The organism is bacterium (assembly GCA_035370465.1).
Taxonomy (GTDB): Bacteria; Ratteibacteria; UBA8468; order B48-G9; family JAFGKM01; genus JAGGVW01.
Genome location: DAOOVW010000010.1, coordinates 1 through 21,162 on the forward strand (window position 1 = coordinate 1; position 21,162 = coordinate 21,162).

A 21,162-nucleotide genomic window follows, 5' to 3' on the forward strand; every position below is an offset into this window, starting at 1 on the left:
AACTTTTACTAAAAGTGATGTTTCTGGGTCAATCCAGGAAATTTTGTAAAATATAAAACTATTCTTCTCTTCTTTTTCTATATGTTTTTCCCATTTATTTATAAATGAACTTGATGGAATATTATTATAAATAAATGAAAAAGGAGGATTTTCACTTTCTAATAATAAAAAGTTGTTTTGACATTCATCTAACCATATAACTTCTCCATCTTCCATGATTATCTGTGCATCTGCCCAATCCGCTCTTGGATGGGATAAATCACCAGAAACAGAATTAACCTTTAGGATTATTTGTTGAACAGAAGAAAGGGGAATTTCTATAAAAAATGGTTTATCTCCTTTTTTTAAAACAGGTGTTTTTACCAATTCTTCGTCTTTCCCTTCAATACTACCTACAACACTTGCTATAAACTGCTGACTGTTATAATTATTATCATAGGTATCATCAATCCCAACTCCAATAAATGATTTGAAAACTTTTGCACCTTTTGGGATATTAACAAGGATTTCACTATTAGCATGCGTACTTAAACCATGCTCAAAACATTTATCACCAATTTTTATAGGTAATTCACCAAATTTTATTACAGGAAAGTCCTGCTTGATAAATTTTAACTGAACTGGTGCAGGAAAAAGTCGCTTATCTGTAAAACAAATAGATGCCCAATTCCCCACTTGCTTTTGTGTTTCTTCTATTTCTCTTTTATCCATTTCCTTTCCTCTCTTAATAAATGTGTCAAGATTTTTTATATTTATATTTGCTTTTAGTTTTTCAATATCTTTACACTCTTTAATTTCTTCTCTTTTGCTCTTAGCCTTACCCTCTCATTTCTTCCTGTCTTACCGATTTATCTGTGTCCTATTCCTACATTACCTCATTCAGTGTCTAAGAGCATTTTACTGGCAGAGTGGTCTATTCTTAATTCCCAGTGTCTCAGATATACGCAGCCTTATGGATGTTGACCGATCTCACCCTGTCACTTTTATCTTTATGAAAAAACTTCTTAATTTCTTCTAGATTGTATAAAGTTTTTTCCTTACATACAATAAACATTATCCTTAACATCTTTGCTGCTATCCCAGTAAGTACTTTCATCTTCTCTTTTTTATTCTCCTTTACTTTATATGGTAAGGTATAGCCCAAGGATAGGGGGAAAGAATGAGGGAAGAATTAAAGCAAGAATATAAATTTGTTTTCAAATATAGAGAAACACAGTTGTTCATATGAACAACTGAGGTTATGGGGCTTTTAAAGAATCCCAGACCAAAGTTCAGGAGTTCTTTACTTCAAATTCTCTATTAAATATCCTATTTTCAAACGATATGTTTTTAAAATTTCTGGTGAAGTAATATTATTTTCTACAAAATTATCTTGAAATAATTCATTTAGAAGTAAATTTGCTGCATCTAAATATTCATTATTATTTTTTTCATCCAATTTTATTTTTTTAACCTTATCTTCAAGAATAGAAATGTAATCAAAATCGTTTATCCCAGCAGCTACCATTTCCCACCTTATTGTATTAATTGGCTTTGTTTTTGTTGGATAAAGAAAATGAGCATTTCCATTTGAGCCAGCAACAAGAGGGTCTTTCCATGGATTATCATTTCCATAACCGCCAATACAATTCCAGTATAGACAACCACAATAACCATAACTTTTAATGCGCCAAAATTCTTTTCTTAAATTAAAATTTGATGCCTCTATATTTGCAGAACCTATATTAGCAGACCAAAACTCATCTCCTGTCTGCATCCTCTTTCTTATCCATTCAGACCTTTGAAGTCCTCTACACCAGATATTAACATGTCCAAAAAGATATTCAGGATTATCTCCATATATTGTTCCCAAAAATTTAAGTTTGGGCTCTATTTTATGGAGATATTCACAAAACTCCTTAATCTTAGGATATAAATTAGCAGGTGCCTCATCATAAGTATAAACAAAAGCAATATCAGTTAGTCCTGTTTTTTGTAAAATTCTAACAATTTCCTTAAATTTTATCTCATTCTTCACTAAAAAAGATGGTATATACAAAGATGTAATTTCTTTTTCTTTATAATAATTCAAAGCATTTATTATTTCATTTTCATCTCCATCCCATGGAATATTTTTTTCTCTTGGTGTAATTCTGTGTTTAAGATAATTTTCCTGACATAATTGCTGAAAATTTTTTGAGCTCCCTTGAAATCCTATTTCTTTCAATAAATTCTCTGATAAAAACCAACAACCAAAATCAGTCTTTAAATATGGTTTTTCTGGTAAAACAAAATCAAAAATTTTAAGTTTTACAGGTGTTTTTATTACTTGATTCTTCCCAATTTTTACACTTAAAGAGGATTTATAAATTCCTGAATTAATATTTTTTGGAATATTTACAATAACCCAAACTGGTATATTTGTTTTTGGTTCAACTGAAAAAGAAGATTCAGAAATTAATGGGTCTGGATACAAACCAATAGGAATATTTGCACTTAATCCCGATGGAGTATATGTTCTTACATACCCTACTTTATATATTTCTATTTCTTTTAAGCCAATTTTGTCTTTTCCTGATATAAAAGGATTTATATCAATTTTTACCAATTTATTTTCTGAAGAATTATTTCTAATTACTATTTGAAAAGCTACTCTTTCTCTTTTAGCACCATATATCTCCAATTGTTCTTTTTCCCCAATAGGAGTTAGTATATCATCTTTGAATACCTTTTCCTGAGTATCTACTTCCCATATAGATATTCCGGATGTCTTTTTAATTAAATAACCCCCTTGATACCCTTTTTCTCTTGTAATAAATCCTTTCCTTGTTTTTTTCCATTCAGATAATGAAACATCCTCAAATGAAATACCTTTTTTCAAAGGAAATATAATTTTATTTTCTTCACTTTCAATAGTTTCACCTAACTTTATCTCTTTGTTATTTTGATTAAACACTATTTCCAATTTACCTTCTGAAAAATTTTCTGGAATTTGGAGAGAAATTTCTAATGGATTATTTCCTGCCAAAATTATTTCTTTTGTTTTTTTAAGAATCTCTCCTTTTTCCAAATTATCTTTGTTAAATAATGTGAAAATGATTTCTACTTCTCCTAAATTTATTGGAGATGCTAATTCAACTATTAAATTGTTTTCCTGCCATTGATACCCAGAAACTATTTCTGGTGAAACCCACCCAACTTTTGAAACTTGAGGAATAATTCCAACATAATACAATGTTTCCCATTTTTCACCTGGTGCTAAATTTATCGTATTATAAGACCATTCTATACTATGATAACTATTCCAATAGCAGTAATAGTATTTTGTAATATCACAATATTTCGGGGTAAAATAAAGAAAAAAGTTATCACTATAAGCACCTATCCAGTTTCTTACAACATCAACAAATTTATCAGCAGATGGTTTTATATACTTAATTCCATCTAATTGTGGTAAACAAGTAAAAGATAATTTTCTATCTACAATATTATGAACCCAAGGTGTTAATGAAATTTTTTCCTTCCTATGATTTATAATTTCCCATACTATTGCAACTCTTGTCTCATTATCTTTCAATATATACTTTTTTATAAATTCTATATCTTTATTTTTATCACTTTTTGATAAATAAGAAAGAGTAAAAATTTGTTTATCGCCTTCCCTTTTTAACTCCCCTTCATATTTTGCTTGATTAATCTCACCTTCTGGATAACCCTGCCCAGCAAGTCGGTCTTCAGCAATACCACCAGCCCAATATTTACCTGTAAAAAATTCCTCTGTTAATTCTCTTTGTGCTGGTTTAAAAACAATACTACGAATCACTCCACCTCTTGCTTTATCAATAGTCAATTTCAAAAAATTATTTTCCATAATAACTGGCTCCACCAAATTCCTTTCAAAACTTACCTGACAACATAATGACTTATAAATTAAATGAGACAAACAAAATATCAAAAATACTAATAAAATTTTTTTATTCATTATTTCTCCTTTTCTTTTAAAATTTCATTTATGATTTTTTCCCTTATTATAAAAAAATCCTCATTTGAAATAGTTAAAATAGAAGTAAATGAATGTAATTATTAAAAAAAGTTTATTCTTTCCCAAAAATTTCTACCTCCGTTAAATTTAACCATTTATTTTCTAATGCCCATGTCGTTATTCTAATATATCTTTCATTTATATTAAGGTCAGTAAATTCAATATTCCAATTAACTGTTTTTGGTGGTTCAACTTTTTCTATAACTTTTTTTATCTCATATACAATGCCATCTTTACTAGAATATAAAACAGATTTACTTACACCAAACATGGGAGAAAGATTTTGACCTTTAAGTACTACATTTGTTATTTTTCTTGGCTTTTTTAAATCAAAATCTATTGTTATAAATGAATCATCACCAGGAACTCTCCAAAACACATAACAAAGCCCTGTATTAGGGGCATAAGAATCCCTCCCATCAGTTAGTAATCCCTTCCTTTCTTCAAAATCTCCATCTTCATTGACTATATAATAAATTTTATCTATTTCCCCATCCTTTTTAATACTTGCTTTTCCAATAACATTATTTTTTTCATCTAATATGTTTAATTCCTGCTTTCCTAAATTTGAAATTTTATCAGAACTTTTTTCAATTGAAAACTTAATATATCCTTTTTTTTCTTTAAAATCTATTTCAATAACTCCATCTTTATTATTTATAATTTCTCCTATAACCTTCCCTTCTTTATCTTTTATAATATTTCCTTCAACAATTCCCACCCTATATCTTATTAAATCATTATCTCTCTTTTTCCCATATTGCGGAACATCAAAATAGTGTCCAACAGATACTTTATAAGAAACACCTTCTTCTTTCGCAAAATTTATCATTTTTTCTTCTGAATAAATTAAATGAGACAAACAAAATATCAAAAATACTAATAAAATTTTTTTATTCATTACTTCTCCTTTTCTTTTAAAATTTCATTTATGATTTTTTCCCTTATTATAGAAAAATATTCATTTGAAATAGTTAAAATAGAAGTAAATGGAGGTAATAAACTAATTACTTTTTCTCTCGCCTTTTTCTCCCCAATTTTTTTACTTAAAATATCTTCAAGTGTTTTTAAATATTTATAATCAGTAATTCCTTCTCTTAACATTTCCCATCCAATTGTAGAGTACATTTTGCCTTCATCATTTAAAAACGGCCAGGCAATATACCAGTTAGAAGTCCCCCAATTATAAGCAAATCCCCAAATTCCTTTACAACCTGTATAATAAAGATATATTCCATACTTTTTTCTTATTTCATAAGGCATTGTGCTTCTTACTTGTGTTTGAATATGCATTTTATTTATATTGGCTTTTACCCACTCTGGTTCTACTGAACCCCATTGAGGAAAAAAGAAATTTGTATAGTTTTCTTCTTTTAATGCATCTTCTATACCGCCTACTACACAATTTATATCTATCAGTTGATACCACTTACGAAATCCAGCAACAGTATTGTTTGACCAAATTTTGCCATTGGCTTTTTTTATACATTTAAGTAGTTTTTCATAATTTTCAATACAATCAGGGTGAACATCTGGTTCATCAGTTGGATGAAAATATAATTTCATTCCTAACTCATCTGCTAAACTCATTATTTCTTTTAAAACAATATCAACAACATTTTGATATTCAGGAGTTTCTATCTCTTGCCCAGAAATTGTTTTTATCTGGTTAAATACTGGTTCTAATGTTCCATAAGGAAATGGTCCAGTAGTATTAAGTCCTTCTGTTTTATATACTTGTAATGTCTTTTTCAATCTTGAAGTATCTACTAAAATTTCATCTTGATTTTTCTTAATTGTAATTGGAGATGTCCATGGGTCTGTTGTAATACTGTTAATACCATGATTTTTTAAGTCCTCTATTCTTTTTGATGTTAAATTATCAAATGCCCCTGGTAATTTATTATCCCAGAGCCCAAAAATAGTATCTACTTGAGAAAGTTCAAATGGTAAAATTTTAACTTTTATTGGAATATATATTTCTTTATCACCGGATTTCAATATTACTTTCCCTGTCCAATCTGTAGATGAAATATCTTGAGGAATTTTTATCCTTAACCATAAGGAAGATGAACTTTTTGCTTTGACCTCCCATTTATTAGATGGATTTAGAATATCTGGATGAAGAATTTCACCAGTTGGATTTATAAATTCATATATAGTACTTTTTGTTGGTGAAAAAGTCAGGACAAAAACTTCTATGTTTTCTTTTGGGATAAATTTATTGTCAGGGCTTTCTAATGGTGTTGTAATAATATCAAAAATTATATTTTCTTCACTTTCATTTCTTAAAGAAAGGGTTATAGGAATAATTTCTCCAGGAGTGCATACTTTTTCAATTTTTACATTACATTCTTCTTCTCTTGGAAAACTACAAGGAAAAATAATTCTATCTGAAACATGTGTAAAAAATAAAAGCGGTTCAGAAAATTTTTCCAGTGTAAATGACATTTCAATAGAGTAAATTTCATTGATATTTCTAAAACTTATCTCATTTATACCCTTAATAATATAATCTGATATATTGAAAGCATAGACATAATATGCATTTTCAAATTCATATTTATTCCATGAAGTATTTGCATTACTAAAACTTGAAATACGATTATATGGGTCTCCATTTACTTCTGAATTATAAGGGGAGTAGTCACTATCAAATCTTAAAAACCATGCATCTTTGTCTTCAGAAAATAAATTTGTTGGTCTTTGTCCAATATAAGCAGAATTTATTAGAATTAATTTTTTGTTTATTAACTTCTTTTCTGAAATTGATTTTTTATTTATTGAAACTTGAAGTCCATAGTCCCCCCATCCTTCTCCCCTTTCTATATTAAATCTACCCTTTATCCATAAAACAGTATAACCATCAGGATTAGAAACATTAAAATTAAAACTTTTCTGTTCTTTCCCTTTTAGAATTAATTTTTGTTTTTTTATTAAATTCTCTTGACTAATATTTGCCTCAGAAAAAAGTAAAATAGGTGTAAATAAAACAAGATAAATCACAAATTTAAAACTTTGTCGCATTTTTTTTCTTTCCTCTACAAAAAGTAAATTGTTTATTTCTGTAATTCACCATCTCCAGCGAAAACCTGCCCATGTTGTCCCGATTCCTGTTCTTGGCCAATAACTATCTGGAATCCATTCAACATGGCCATCAAGAAACAGTAAATTCATTCCCCCAGAGTGTCTTGTATAAACCGCATATTTTCCAAGATCAGTGTATCCATAATATCCATCACCATATAAACTTTTTCCATCAAATACAATTGGAGTTTTAGTAGGAGTTGGATTTCGAGAAACTTTCTTATTAGCTGCTCCACTATTATAAGCATATCCAACTTTATAAAATGGATACCAGTCATAATATCCTGTTTGTAAAGCAGATGGGCACCTAAATGTTGTGAATGGAATTGCCGGTTTTAAGGGTTCCCATGTTGTAGGTGTTCCCGGTTTATAAGTAATTCTACTTATTAAACTGAACCAGCAATTAGAAGTCATCCCAACTCTGTTAGGAGGGGTATATCCATCATAATCATCACAATACATTAAAAAGGCATATCCTATCTGTTTTAAATTACTCATACATACTGACTGTCTTGCCTTTTCCCTTGCCTGACTGAGTGCCGGTAGTAACATCGCTGCCAAAATCGCTATTATCGCAATTACCACAAGCAATTCTATTAGAGTAAACCCTCCGCCACAAGACGCGGTGGACGCTGAAATACGCGCTCTCCCTCTATTCATTTCTATCACCTCCTATCTTAATAAATCTGTCAAGATTTATTTATATTTATATTTTCTTTTAATTTTTCAAATATCTTTATACTCTTTAATTTCTTCTCTTTTGCTCTTAGCCTTACCCTCTCATTTCTTCCTGTCTTACCGATTTATCTGTGTCCTATTCCTACATTACCTCATTCAGTGTCTAAGAGCATTTTACTGGCAGAGTTGTCTATTCTTAATTCCCAGTGTCTTTTCTTCTCTCCAAACTCTTTCCCTTTTTAAGTCCTGCCCGCCATCTTTGTAGACGGAAAGATGGAGAGGAATTTCTTCTTCACTTTATTTATATAACAACTCTTTTATTTTGTCAAGTCAACTTTGCCATTTCATTTTGGGCAATTATGAAAACACTTGTAAATAAATGGGTTAAAGAGATTTTAATTTGTTCACTACATTTCACTACATATTTGCAGAAACCCGTATGAAATAAGGTTTTTTCATTTTTGAGTAGCGAACTTGACTTGTCAATACCCCGAATTGCCTCATAAAAAAATCCATATAAAAAATGAGGACTTCTAACTCAAAGAAACAAATAAGCAAAATAATTTCTTTCTTTGAGAAACCAACTGATGTAGTAAAAAATTAGTAAGGAAAAGTTGTCCTCGTAGTGTATCCAACAGATACTACAAGAATACAAAAACGCCTTTCTCTTTTATCCATTTCTCATGCATTTTTTGACATTATTCAGAATTATTACATTTACTTACAATTACTTTTTACTAAATCACTTATATATTCAACAACATTTTCAACATCAACTTCTTGATATGTTTTTTCTTTTCTTTCTCTTACTTCAACTTTCCCTTCTTTTAATTTTTTTCCTAAAACAATCATTATAGGTATCCCAATAAGTTCTGCATCTGTCAATTTTACTCCTGCTGTTTCATCTCTATCATCAAATAAAACATTCTTTTTATTAGGAAAATCCTGATAAATCTTTTCTGATGTTTCTTTGACATCTGTTTGGGCAATAAGTGGGATTATAATTACTTTAAATGGAGCAATTGATATAGGCCAGATAATACCTTTTTCATCATAACTTCCCTCTATTGCCGCAGCAATTATTCTACTTACTCCTATTCCATAACATCCCATTACAATTGGTTTTTCTTTTCCATCTCTATCTACAAAATTTGCTTTCATTGACCTGCTATAATCAGTCCCTAATTTAAAAATATGTCCTACTTCAAGTTCATTTAAGTCCCCTTCTGCCACAAATTCTTCTGAAAATTTTCCTCCTATAACTCCTGAATCAGCAGTTCTTATATTTGTTTTAAGACCACATCTTGAAAAAATCCTTATATATGCTTCTTTCATTTTTTCATATGAAATGTCCAAGCCAACCTCATCAATATCAAAACTATAAGCATCTTTCATTAAAAATTCTCTTGCTCTTATAATTCCAAATCTTGGTCTTATTTCATCTCTGAATTTTGTCTGAATTTGATAAAGCAACAGGGGAAGTTGTTTCCAACTTTTTATATGTCTTCTAACAAGGTCAGTTATAATTTCTTCATGAGTTGGACCAAAAATCATTTCTCTTTCGCTTCTGTCAATAAATTTAATCATATCTTTTCCCATTTTCCCGTATCTTCCACTTTCTTTCCATAAAGAAGATGGTTGAAGTGAAGGCATTAAAATTTCAATTCCTCCACTTTTATTCATTTCTTGCCTAATGATATTTTCAACTTTTCTTAAAACCCTGTACCCAAGTGGAAGATATGTATAAACGCCAGAAGAAACTTTATCAATAAATCCACCTCTCAACATAAGTTTATGACTTATACTTTCTGCTTCTTTTGGGACTTCTTTTAAAGTTGGTATAAAATAATTACTCCATTTCATTTTTTACTCCTTTTTTATTATGGTACTGCCAAAATTACCTAATATCTTTTATAATTCTTTTCTTTATCTTTTAAGGTGTTTATAAGTATTTATATCCCTCCCCCTCATCTATCTTCTCCCTCCGCCACAATACTCGGCGGACAGGCACAGGGGAGAGGAAAAAAGGAAGAGAGCATTTCCCCTCTTTTTTATCTAATTTTTTAACACTACCTTTATGTCTTTTAATTAACAAATCATGTTGAATATTATTATAACTTCAAAACAGGAATTTAAAAAACTTTTATTATTGCTTAATTTTTTTAAATAAGATGTGTTATTGACAAAAGACATCTTTTTATTGTATTATAATTCCTGAACAAAGGGGCCGTAGTTCAGCGGATTAGAATGCCAGACTGTCGATCTGGAGGTCGCGGGTTCAAACCCCGTCGGCCCCGCTAATTATGTAAAAGCAAGGAAATTTGGAAAGTAGAGGAGAGGAAAATAACTCCCGCGACCAAAAGGGTATGGGAAAAGACATTTTCCCATATTTATAATAATCTAATAAAGCAATTCGTAGTGGGGGTATCGTTGGGAAAGGGGAAGCGCCCCTGTCCCAGGAGCGAAAGCGACGGCGCGGGTTCAAACCCCGTCGGCCCCGCTAAGTATTCTAACTTTGTAAGGGAGTTGAACCTTTTGGGTTCAAACCGACTAAAGTTGCTTACCTTGTTCCTCAGAGTTGGTGTTTGATGTTTTTTCCAAGCACAACGGGAGGTTGTGGAGATTTTTAAATTTTTCCCCTCACCCGAACCTCTCCCCTCAAGGGAGAGGAGAAAAAAGAGGATGATATATTTCCTTCTCCCCATCGGGGAGAAGATTAAGATGAGGGGGGATTTTAAATGTTAAGATAAGGGCATTTAATTGGTTTATAAAGGAAGGAAATAATAAAAATTTTCATCTTCTGTAACAATAGCGAAAAAAATTTTTTTAAGGTTTAAATACTTTAATGCAACTTAAATATGAAATGCCCTTTAAAATTTAAACAAATGGAAAAAGAATTTTATAAAAAATACTGGCATACAACATCTCATATAATGGCTCAAGCAGTTAAAAGATTATTCCCGGAAGTTAAATTAGGGATAGGACCTTCAATTGAAAATGGTTTTTATTATGATTTTTATAGAGAAAAACCATTTACACCAAAGGATATAGAAGAAATTGAAAAAGAGATGAAGAAAATTATAAAGGAAAATTATAAAATTGAAAGAATTGAAATGAATAAGCAACAGGCAAAGGAATTTCTAAAAGATGAGCCATTTAAATCTGAACTTTTAGAAGAAATACAGGACAATATTTTCTCTTTTTATAAGCAGGGTGAATTTATTGATTTATGTCGTGGACCTCATCTTGAATACACAGGAGAAGTGAAATTTTTTAAACTTCTTTCCATTGCTTCTTCATATTGGAAAGGAGATGAAAATAGGGAAAGTATGCAAAGGATTTATGGTATTTCTTTCAAAACAGAAGAAGAACTAAAAAATTATCTCAATTTTTTAAAAGAAGCAAAAGAAAGAGACCACAGAGTTTTAGGGCAGAAACTATCCCTTTTCAGTATACATCCTGAATATGGGTCAGGTCTTATTTTCTGGCATCCAAAAGGGGCAATTATTAGAAAAACAATTGAAGATTTCTGGAAAGAAATTCATCTGAAAAATGGTTATCAACTTCTTTATACACCACATATAGCAGATTCTACTTTATGGGAAAAGTCAGGGCATTATTCTTTTTATAAGGACTATATGTTTCCTGTAATGTATATGGATGAAAATAAAAAATTTCAATTAAAACCAATGAATTGTCCATTTCATATAATTATTTATCAGACAAAAACAAGAAGTTATAAAGAACTTCCTTTAAGGTGGGCTGAATTGGGAACTGTTTATAGATATGAAAAACAGGGTGTTTTACATGGACTTTTGAGAGTAAGAGGTTTTACTCAGGATGATGCCCATATTTTCTGTACAGATAAACAATTGGAAAATGAAATAAAGGAAATTTTAGACCTTGCTTTTTTCTTTCTTAAAAGTTTTGGATTTTCTGATTTTAGTGTTTTTCTCTCAACAAGACCAGAGAAGTTTGTAGGAACAATAGAGAATTGGGAATTAGCAACGAAAACACTTGAAAAATCATTAAAAGAGAAAGGAATAAATTATGAAATTGACCCTGGTGAAGGTGTTTTTTATGGTCCAAAAATAGATATAAAAATAAATGATTGTTTAGGAAGACAATGGCAATGTTCAACAATCCAGGTTGATTTTAATATTCCTGAAAAATTTGAAATAAAATTTATTGATGAAGATGGAAAAGAAAAAACACCTATTTTAATACATAGAGCAATACTTGGTTCTCTTGAAAGATTTTTTGGAGTTCTTATTGAACATTATAAAGGAAATTTTCCATTATGGCTTGCGCCTGAACAATTGAGAATATTGCCAATTACAGAAAAACATAATCAATTTTCAGAAACAATAGAAGAAAAACTATCTGAAAATTTCAGGGTATCAGTTGATTTAAGAAACGAGAAAATTACAAAAAAAATAAAAGATGCTGAAGATGAAAAAATTCCATATATGCTTATAGTTGGGGATAAAGAAATCCAAACAGGCAATTTTGCATTAAGAAAACACCAAAAAGGTATGCTTGGGAATTTCACACTTAAAGAAATTGAAGAGAACTTTAAAAATGAAATTGAGAAAAAATTGTTTTGATATTTACAATATTGTAAAATTTATATATAATTAAATAGGAAAATTAAATATAAGTTAGTAAAGTTTGTTAGACAAGGTACAAAAAGACAGAAAGAATTTACTCTTTCATAAAGTGGAGAGTGTTTCTTGTTTTAGTGGACATGAAAGAGATGTAGGGTTAGAGGGTAGTTTATCTTCTAATGAATTGTAAATTAAATAAATAGTAAAAGGGAGTAAGATATCAGAAAGGATAGATTTCAGGATAAAAGGTATAGAGTAAATTATAAAATAAGTGCTCCAAAGGTTAATCTTATTGGAAGTGATGGGAAGCAATTTGGAATTGTTAGTAGAGATGAAGCAATAAAGATAGCAAATGAGATGAATTTGGATGTTGTTGAAATTGTTCCAAATGCTAACCCACCGGTTTGTAGGATTATAGATTTTAAGAAATTCCTTTATGAACAGAAAAAGAAAGAAAAAGAAATAAAGAAAAAACAAAAAGGAATTGAAGTAAAAGAAATAAGATTTACACCAGGAACAAGTGAGCATGATTATAAGTTTAAAAAACAACATATTGAGAATTTTTTAAAAGAAGGAAATAGGGTAAGGGTTATTATATTTTTTAAAGGAAGGGCAATTTTACATAAGGAAAAAGGATATGAATTACTTGAAAAATTAACAAATGATTTAAGAGATATTGGAAAGGTAGAAATGAGTCCCAAAATGGAAGGAAATAGGTTAAGTGTGACTTTTATTCCTCTTTAAAAGGAGTGGGTATGCCAAAATTGAAAACAAAAAAATCAGTTGCTAAAAGGTTTAAAATTACAGGAACAGGTAAGGTTATGCATTATGGAGCAGGAGGAAGTCATCTTCTCTCAAATAAAAGCAGAAAGAGGAAAAAAAGAATTAAAAAAATTCAACAACTAAAAAATAAGGGAGATGTAAAAACAATAAAAAAGTTATTACCGTATAAATAGGAGAATTATATGCCAAGAACAAAAAATGCACCTAATTCCAGAAAAAGAAGAAAAAAAGTTCTTAAAAGAGCAAAGGGATATAAACAACTCAGGTCAAAAAGTTATAGAAGAGCAAAAGAATTCAGTGAGAAGGGATTGACATATGCTTTCAATGATAGAAAAAAGAAAAAAGGGAATTTCAGAAGATTATGGATAAAAAGAATTTCTGCTGCCTGTCAGATGCATAATATTTCTTATAGTGCATTCATTAATGGTATAAAAAAAGTTGGTATCAATCTTAATAGAAAGTCATTATCCGAAATTGCTTTTTACCAGCCAGATGATTTTGCTTTAATAGTTGAGAAGGTAAAAAAAGTGTTAAATGAAAAAATTTAGAAATTTTATAATTTTTCTTCTTTTAGTTTTCCTTTTTTACATAAATATTACTTTTACTCTTGGAGAAACATTTTCCTCAATTTTTTATCTCATTTCTTTTGATATTTCTTTTTCTGTTTTTATTATTATTGAAGTATTTTATTCATTCCAACTTTTAGACAACATAAGAAATTTACAAATAGAGATCTCAAAATTAAACCTGTCTTTAGGTGATTACCAATTAGAAGGAATACTTCTAACAACAATTATGTCTCTATTAGAAACAGAAGAATTAAAAGTTGAAGAAGTTATTGAAAAAATTGCTGAATCAGTAAAAAGTATATTTAAGGATGAAATTGTGGTAATTTATTTATTTGGAGGTAGATTTTTAAAAAAAGTAATAGGGGAGGATATAATTGAATTAGAAGAATTGGAAGAAATAAGTATAAAAAACAAACCACTTCTCATAAACAATACATCTTCTTTTATTATGTATAAAAATTTAAGTAATAAAGGAATTACATCTTTTATACTCACTCCATTTTATACAAGAAAAGTTGTTTCAGGAGTTCTTGGTGTTTTTTCGAAAAATAATAGGAAATTTACTCTTAAAGAGTTGGGACTTTTAAGAATGGTATCTGCTCCAACATCTTTGGTAATTGAAAATGCTGAATTATTTGAGAAAACAAAAATTCTTTCAATTACTGACTCATTAACATCTCTTTACAATAGAAGATTTTTTGAAACAAAATTAGAGGAAATTTTTTTAAAAGCAAAGGCAGAACAAAAAAAATTTTCTTTATGTATATGTGATATTGATTATTTTAAATATTATAATGATACAAATGGCCACCCAATGGGTGATATTGTTTTAAAAAATGTTGCAGAGATAATTAAAAATGGAGTAAAAGGTGGTGATATTGTTGCAAGATATGGAGGAGAAGAATTTGTAATTATTTTCCCTGATACAGAAAAAGAAAATGCAATAAAGGTTTGTGAAAAATTAAGAAAAAAAATAGAAGAATATAAGTTCCCTTATGAGAAAAACCAGCCAAATGGTGATTTAACTGTAAGTTTTGGAGTTGCTACTTTTCCTGATGATGCTTTAATTCCCGATGAATTATTAAAAAAAGCAGATGATTATTTATATAAGGCAAAAGAAATGGGGAGAAACAAAGTTATCAGTGCATGAAAACTTCATCTTTAAGTGTTTTCAATGCATCTTCTATTACTTTATCAATTTTATTTTCTGTTGACTTTTTTATGTCTTCTATCATTTTATTAGTCATATCTTCTATTTTTTTTAACTCTTGTTCTTTTTCTTTCTCTTTTGCTTCTTTATAGTTTTCAATTTCTTTTTTTAATAATTTCTCTTTTTCCTGTCTGAATTTCTCTTCCATATCCTGTATGTTCTCTTTTATTTTTATTCCTTCTTCTTCCGCTCTTTTTATTATATCTTCTGCATTTTCTTCTGCTTCTTTTATTTTTTCAATTTTATCCATTACCATTTTTTTCTCCTTACTTTGTTGAAGGTTCTGCCAAAATTTTTGTTATCTGTTAATTTCCCCCTCACTCTCGCCCTCTCCCCTATGGGGAGAGGGTATAGGTGAGGGGCGATTTCATCTCTTTTTCATCTATTTTTTGACACTACTTTGTTGAATTATACCTTATAATTGAGAAATTTTTAAAGTTCCATTTTCCAGTTCAATTATTACGCATCCGTCTTCAAGAAAGTAATTTTCAAAAGTTCTTTTTATAATGTCATATTTTTTTCTTCTTGCCGGGAGAATTGTAAGAACACTATCCAATTCATTTAATGAATCAACAATTTTTTTTCTTTTCTTATAGCTGTTAAGATAGAAAATTCTCTGTTTTCCTTCAATTTCTTCTTCAAGAGAAAGAGCAAGAAAAATATCTAAAATTTCTTTTTTTATTGTAAAATTCTTTCCTCTTTTTTCTATTTCATAACCATATAAAATTTCCTTTCTTTCATCTGAATTATTATTCTCTGATTCCCAGACATTTTTTACAGATACATATTTTTTAAGCTGATTTAAAGTTCCTGTGTGGTTTAATTGATTTTCTTCTGTATAAATTAAAGTAATTTCTTTTAATTTTTGCTTTTTTATAAAATCCAATAAAGAATTTAAAAAATTTCTGTCCTTGAAATCATCAGGAGAAAAAAGGACCCCTTTTTCTTCTTCTTTTATTAAGAAACAAGGTTTTTTATATGAAAAGAAATATATCTTTTTACTTCTATCTGGTAGATTATATTGATAAAATGAAAAAGATAAAGAAAGTAAAAAAACAAAAATAAGGACATCCTTTATTTTTTTGTTGTTTTTTAAAAGAGCCCATATAAGAAATGAGTATAATGTAATTACCAAAGGAATTGGGAAAAAACAATTTAATTCAGGGGTATATAAAGCAAATGTTTGCATTAAATTTAAGAAAGTATTTGCTAAAAATCCAGAAATTTGAAAACCAAAAGGAAAAATAAAAGAAAATAAGGAAATGAGAATAAGAACTACTGAAAGTGGAATTAAAAAAATGTTTGAAAGAAAACCGATAAAATAAAATTTACCAAAATTGTAAAGAATTATTGGTAGAGAAGCAATTTGGGCAAAAGTTGTAGTTACTATGAAAGTAAGAAATGGTTTTTTTATAAAATTAAATTTTCTCACAGTGTAAATTATTGTAAAAGTTGTAATAAAAGAAAGTAAAAAGGAAAGATTAAAAAGAGAAATTGGGTTTAAAATTAACATAAGAAAAGCAGCAATAAAAATTGAATCAGGTCCCTCAATATCTCTTTCAAATATCTCACCCAATAGAAAAAAAGTGAACATCAATGTTGCTCTAATAATAGGAATTCTTAATCCAGTAATAAGAGCATAACTCCATAGAAAAATAAGGGCAAAGGAAGGGAAAATTTTGGGATGTTTATTATTTAATTGAGCAAATGGGATAAAAATAATTCTTAAAAAAAGAAAAATGTAAGAAAGATGAAGTCCTGAAATAACAAGTAAATGATAAGAACCACTTTTAACACCCAGTGTTCTTAAAAAATATGGAATTTTATCTTTTCCAATTACTATTGTTTTAAGTAATTCTCTTTCTTCTGGTTTATATGGTAGATACCTTTCTATTTTTTCTTCTCCACTTTTTCTAATTTTTGCAATACTTCTGTAAAAAATATTTTTAAATCCAATTTTTCTTAAATAGTTTGCTTTCAATGTGTAAAAGACACCCTGCCTGTTATAATATTTTTTGCTGTCAAAATCCCATGGATTTTTCTTCTCTGCTATTTTCTCAATTTTTACATCTTTTATCTCAATAATTTCTCCTTTTTCAAGGTTTGCCGGGACTTTTAATTCTAAAATAAATTTATCTCCATTATTTTCAACTATAAATGATGAAGAAAAAGGAGAAATTTTATTAAGAGAGACAACACAACATTTAAGGTGAGATAATTTTTTATTATCAAAATTGAGGTCATTAAAACTATCTTTTTTAATTCTTGAAGTAGAAAGCAGTCCGCATATAAAAAATAAAATAGCAAATATTAAAGTTTTTCTTTTTGTAAAAATAGAAATGAAAAGAATCAAGAATAAATAAAAAAAACTAAAATTGAAATTTAATCCAAGTAAAATACCAGAAATTAGAGATATAAAATATATTAACTTTACCAATTTTCACTCTAATGTTTTTCACCAATCAATTTTTCAAAATAATGTCCTTTAAAAGTTGTTATAACTTTCCCCTGCAGGTATATTTCAGAAAAATTCTTGTCAAAGGAAATAGTTAAAATTTCTCCAGACCTTGCTATTATTTTAGTGGGCATTTTTGTATACCCAAGAAGATAACTTATAATTGCAGAAGCAACAGAACCAGTCCCACATGAAAGTGTTTCATCTTCTACGCCTCTTTCATAGGTCCTTATTTTAATTGTTTTTTCATTTTCAGGAGTAATCCAATCAACATTTGTCCCTTCGGGAGAAAAAATTTTGTGGTATCTTATATTTCTTGAATCATTTATAATATCAATCTTATCAGTATTATCTGTAATTATAACAAAATGAGGAACTCCTGTATTTATAAAATGCCCTTTTATTTTTTTATTTTCCAGGTTCACTTCAATATTTAATTTATAATTACCAATTATTTTTAACTCTGCCTTTATTTCTTCTCCTATTATTTCGCCTCTTAAAATACCACTTTTTGTTTCAATAGTTAATTTCTTTTTTCTTTTTATTCCTTCATCATAAGCAAATTTTATTATGCATCTCAACCCATTTCCACACATTTCTGGTTCTGAACCATCAGGATTGAAAATTCTCATCTTAAAGTCAGCGTCTGTTGAATTTTCAAGTAATAAAAGTCCGTCTGCTCCAACACCAAACTTCCTATCACAAACACTTATAGCGAATTTATTTCTTTCTTTGATTAAAAACTTCCTATTATCTATAACAACAAAATCATTACCAGAGCCAACAATTTTTGAAAATTTTATTTTTCTCATATTTTCATAGTTTACAAAAACATCCTTTCTCTGTCAATTTAACGAATGTGTAGAAAAATACAAAAAAAATTATCTATCACTTGTAAAGAGGTTAGAAGAAAATAAAAAGGCATTATTAAATATATTAAAATTACCATATAGACATAGAATAAGTGTAAGGAGTACAAATTTAATAGAGAGGTTATTTGTAGTGGAAAGGAGGAGGACAAAAATAATACCGCAATTTTTGACAGAACAGAGTTGTTTAAAGTTGGTATTCAGTGTATTATGGAGAGATAGTTATAAATGGCAGGAAATACCGATGTCCGCAGGATCCCCTCAGCCCAGAGAAATTCTGTGGACCCTACGGGCGAGCATGTGGATATTTTTATAATTTTTGTAGTTAAAAATTTTATGGATGGTTGTTTATTGTTTTTACAGGGAAAAATAGACATTACCCACTAGGTTATTTATTAGAAATTACTGGAATTAAAGGATTTTATTTACCTAAGTGTTGTGAAGTTGCAACAGTAATTGTTCTATAATCATTTTTATCAACTGCACAGTAAAAATGGTAAAGAATTCCTTTATATAAAATTACGCATGGTTTATGAGCATGTTTACCATCAATATCTTCATCCGTTCCTATATCAAGAATTGGTTCAGGAACTTTTTCCCATTGTTTCAAATCAACCGAAAAAGCAATTCCATCTCTAGCATTTTTTTTATCTACTCCACAATAAAACATAACCCATTTATCTTTATACTTTACCAGATAAGGGTCTCCGACTACTAAATCCCAATTATTCGCATTATTTCTGTTAATTACTGGATTATTAGAATATCTTACCCATGTTTTTAAATCTTTAGAAGTAGCAAAACCTATTTCTTCTATCCAATCACCACTAAAAGCAGGTTTGGCATTATAAAAAAGATAAAATATCCCTTTTTCTTTCATAAGGAATGTTCTAAAAATTCCTCCCTGTTCCCATTTCATTCCATCAGAAGGAACCATAACAGGATTGAAATCTGCTTTTTCCCAGTTAATTAAATTATCAGAGTATACAATTCCTACAGAACCAGGCCCTTTTTCATATCCTTTTTCAGGATAACCTGTATAGGTTGCCCAATATTTTCCTTGCCATTTCATAGGAATTGGTAATTCACCTAATTGATTATTTTCAAGAAGAATTGATAGAGCAGCAGCACCATAACTATCAAATCTTCCTTTTTCACCCCAATCCAAAATCATTCTTTCTCTTTTCCAGTTTATTAATTCATCACTAGAAGCAAGTCCTGAACGATATCCTTGACCATCAAATCCTATATAACACATATAAAATTTATGTTCATACCAGAAAATAAATGGACAATCTACCATGTCTTTATCAAAATCCCCTTCTTTACCAGTTGGCTCAAGAATTGGTATACCTAATTTATACGGTGTTAATAAATCTTGAATTGCTTTTTTCATATTTATTTTTTATAAACTTAAATTGCGAAATTCTATTTTATAATTTAGCAAGTTTCCTACTTCAAAACTATTTGTTATATGCATAAAAGGTATTTTTAATTGCACTTAAAAATCTTTCTTTCAAATTATCTTCCATATGTAAATTATAACATTTTAAAAATTTCACATATAGTTCTTTACTAAATGTGTTGAGAAATAAATAAAAAATTGAAATTTAAGGTGTTTTTTTATAAAATTATTATAGGGAAATAAAATGAGAGTTGTAATACAAAGAGTGAAAAAGGCATCTTTATATATTGAAAATAGTTATAAGGGGTCAATTGATAAAGGGGTGGTTGTTCTTGTTGGGTTTAAAAAAGGCGATAGTGAGAGTGAGGTAAAATATATAAGCGATAAGATATTTAATTTAAGAATTTTTGAAGATGAAAATGGCAAAATGAATTATCCAATTGGAAAAATAAATGGAGATATAATGCTTGTTCCTCAATTCACGCTTTATGGAGATGTGAAAAATTCAAATAGACCTGATTTCAGTAATGCAGAAAATTTTTCAAAAGCAAACACACTCTTTGATATATTTAAAAATGAAATTAGAAAAACAGGACTTAATCTTTTATGTGGTGAATTTGGCAAGGAAATGCTTGTTGAAATACATAATGACGGGCCAGTTACAATAATAATAGATAAATAAATATGAGAAATAATTATAAGAATGAAAAAGTTGTTGTTGATACTTCTACTAATTGGGTTTATATTGGGATATTGAAAGACGAGGATAATACTTATTATATTCTTGATGATGCAGATGCTTTTGACATAAGTGAGACATCTTTAAGTAAAAATGAATATCTAATGATGGTAAAAAAAGATGGGATTGTACCAAATAGAAAAAAAGTAAAAATTCTAAAATTAAAAGTTGTTGCAATTACTCTTTTGTCTGATATACTTGAAAAATAATGGAAAAATTACTTGCTATTTTTTTTGGTTTTATTTCTGGTATGATTGTTTATTCAGGTGTTGGATTTTACTTTACAAGGAAAATTGAATTAGCCAAAAAGTATAAATTTAGGTTAATTGTTTTTTCTATTATTTTGGTGGTCTCGTTAATTTTAAAAGCAGTAATAAAATGAATAGAAAAGAAAGGATGATTTTCAGAAAAAATTTATACAAAAAAATTTTAAAAAAGAAAAATGACTATTATGAAGTTTTAGTTCAATTATCCAATATTTATTCTATCTTAAATTTTTATAAAAAAGCACTTGAAATAGATAAAAAAATTGTTGAACTTTCCCCATCTGACCCAATTGCCTGTTATAACCTTGCTTGTGATTATTCTATAATTGGCGATATTAAAAAAAGTGTGAAATGGTTAAAAAATGCTATAAATTATGGGTATGATGACTTTGAATATATGGAAAACGACCCTGACCTTGAAAATTTAAGAAAATCAGGAATTTTCAAATGTATTTTTAATAAAAATAATTAAA

At 28.7% G+C, this 21,162-nt stretch carries 19 protein-coding genes and 1 tRNA gene; 10 read left to right on the plus strand and 10 right to left on the minus strand.

All coding sequences use genetic code 11. The features are described from left to right. The 6 genes from PLW95_02445 to proS form a co-directional block, all read right to left on the minus strand. On the minus strand, positions 1–711 hold a 711-nt coding region (locus PLW95_02445; GenBank protein HOV21525.1), incomplete at its 3' end, for an NPCBM/NEW2 domain-containing protein. Positions 712–1,282: 571 nt separating this feature from the next. Continuing rightward, positions 1,283–3,961 (minus strand): DUF4091 domain-containing protein, encoded by a 2,679-nt coding sequence (locus PLW95_02450; protein HOV21526.1) that lies wholly within the window; start codon positions 3,959–3,961, stop codon positions 1,283–1,285. Positions 3,962–4,073: 112 nt separating this feature from the next. Then, positions 4,074–4,922: a discoidin domain-containing protein gene (locus PLW95_02455; protein HOV21527.1), complete on the minus strand. Its 849-nt coding sequence runs from the start codon at positions 4,920–4,922 to the stop codon at positions 4,074–4,076. Next, complete coding sequence (locus PLW95_02460) at positions 4,922–7,048, minus strand: hypothetical protein (protein HOV21528.1); 2,127 nt, start codon at positions 7,046–7,048, stop codon at positions 4,922–4,924. The genes PLW95_02455 and PLW95_02460 overlap by 1 nt, the downstream gene beginning before the upstream one ends. A 45-nt stretch (positions 7,049–7,093) precedes the next feature. After that, complete coding sequence (locus PLW95_02465) at positions 7,094–7,768, minus strand: DUF1559 domain-containing protein (protein ID HOV21529.1); 675 nt, start codon at positions 7,766–7,768, stop codon at positions 7,094–7,096. Positions 7,769–8,503: 735 nt separating this feature from the next. Then, on the minus strand, positions 8,504–9,649 hold the full coding sequence (gene proS / locus PLW95_02470; GenBank protein HOV21530.1) for a proline--tRNA ligase: 1,146 nt from the start codon (positions 9,647–9,649) through the stop codon (positions 8,504–8,506). A gap of 360 nt (positions 9,650–10,009) precedes the next feature. Between proS and PLW95_02475 the strand changes: the two genes are divergently transcribed. From PLW95_02475 to PLW95_02500, 6 genes are all read left to right on the plus strand, one after another. Beyond that, positions 10,010–10,083: transfer RNA gene (locus PLW95_02475), tRNA-Asp, on the plus strand. Positions 10,084–10,671: 588 nt separating this feature from the next. Then, positions 10,672–12,393, plus strand: coding sequence for a threonine--tRNA ligase (gene thrS / locus PLW95_02480; GenBank protein HOV21531.1), 1,722 nt, complete (start codon positions 10,672–10,674; stop codon positions 12,391–12,393). A 219-nt stretch (positions 12,394–12,612) separates the two neighbouring features. Continuing rightward, positions 12,613–13,137, plus strand: coding sequence for a translation initiation factor IF-3 (gene infC / locus PLW95_02485; GenBank protein HOV21532.1), 525 nt, complete (start codon positions 12,613–12,615; stop codon positions 13,135–13,137). 11 nt (positions 13,138–13,148) lie between these two features. After that, positions 13,149–13,349, plus strand: coding sequence for a 50S ribosomal protein L35 (rpmI, locus tag PLW95_02490; protein HOV21533.1), 201 nt, complete (start codon positions 13,149–13,151; stop codon positions 13,347–13,349). Positions 13,350–13,358: 9 nt separating this feature from the next. Beyond that, positions 13,359–13,724, plus strand: a complete 366-nt coding sequence (rplT, locus tag PLW95_02495) for a 50S ribosomal protein L20 (GenBank protein ID HOV21534.1) — start codon at positions 13,359–13,361, stop codon at positions 13,722–13,724. Further along, positions 13,711–14,895, plus strand: a complete 1,185-nt coding sequence (locus tag PLW95_02500; protein ID HOV21535.1) for a sensor domain-containing diguanylate cyclase — start codon at positions 13,711–13,713, stop codon at positions 14,893–14,895. The genes rplT and PLW95_02500 overlap by 14 nt, the downstream gene beginning before the upstream one ends. Here PLW95_02500 and PLW95_02505 read toward each other — a convergent pair. The 4 genes from PLW95_02505 to PLW95_02520 all read right to left on the minus strand — a co-directional run bounded on the left by PLW95_02505 (position 14,885) and on the right by PLW95_02520 (position 19,675). Continuing rightward, positions 14,885–15,211, minus strand: a complete 327-nt coding sequence (locus tag PLW95_02505; GenBank protein HOV21536.1) for a hypothetical protein — start codon at positions 15,209–15,211, stop codon at positions 14,885–14,887. The two genes, PLW95_02500 and PLW95_02505, sit on opposite strands and share 11 nt — an antisense overlap. Positions 15,212–15,370: 159 nt before the next feature. Beyond that, positions 15,371–17,392, minus strand: a complete 2,022-nt coding sequence (locus tag PLW95_02510) for a ComEC/Rec2 family competence protein (protein ID HOV21537.1) — start codon at positions 17,390–17,392, stop codon at positions 15,371–15,373. An 8-nt stretch (positions 17,393–17,400) separates the two neighbouring features. Next, positions 17,401–18,222 carry a diaminopimelate epimerase gene (dapF, locus tag PLW95_02515; protein ID HOV21538.1) on the minus strand — a complete coding sequence of 274 codons (822 nt, stop codon included), beginning with the start codon at positions 18,220–18,222 and terminating at the stop codon, positions 17,401–17,403. A gap of 478 nt (positions 18,223–18,700) precedes the next feature. After that, on the minus strand, positions 18,701–19,675 hold the full coding sequence (locus tag PLW95_02520) for a hypothetical protein (protein ID HOV21539.1): 975 nt from the start codon (positions 19,673–19,675) through the stop codon (positions 18,701–18,703). A 253-nt stretch (positions 19,676–19,928) separates the two neighbouring features. On the opposite strand from PLW95_02520, the gene dtd reads away from it, so the two are divergent. The 4 genes from dtd to PLW95_02540 are packed head-to-tail and all read left to right on the plus strand — an operon-like array spanning position 19,929 to position 21,161. After that, positions 19,929–20,366, plus strand: coding sequence for a D-aminoacyl-tRNA deacylase (gene dtd, locus PLW95_02525; GenBank protein ID HOV21540.1), 438 nt, complete (start codon positions 19,929–19,931; stop codon positions 20,364–20,366). A gap of 2 nt (positions 20,367–20,368) precedes the next feature. Then, on the plus strand, positions 20,369–20,632 hold the full coding sequence (locus tag PLW95_02530) for a hypothetical protein (protein HOV21541.1): 264 nt from the start codon (positions 20,369–20,371) through the stop codon (positions 20,630–20,632). Continuing rightward, a complete protein-coding gene (locus PLW95_02535) occupies positions 20,632–20,805 on the plus strand; it encodes a hypothetical protein (GenBank protein ID HOV21542.1) in 174 nt (57 codons plus the stop codon). The genes PLW95_02530 and PLW95_02535 overlap by 1 nt, the downstream gene beginning before the upstream one ends. Further along, complete coding sequence (locus PLW95_02540; GenBank protein HOV21543.1) at positions 20,802–21,161, plus strand: hypothetical protein; 360 nt, start codon at positions 20,802–20,804, stop codon at positions 21,159–21,161. Before PLW95_02535 ends, PLW95_02540 begins: the two co-directional genes overlap by 4 nt. Position 21,162: the final 1 nt, after the last annotated feature.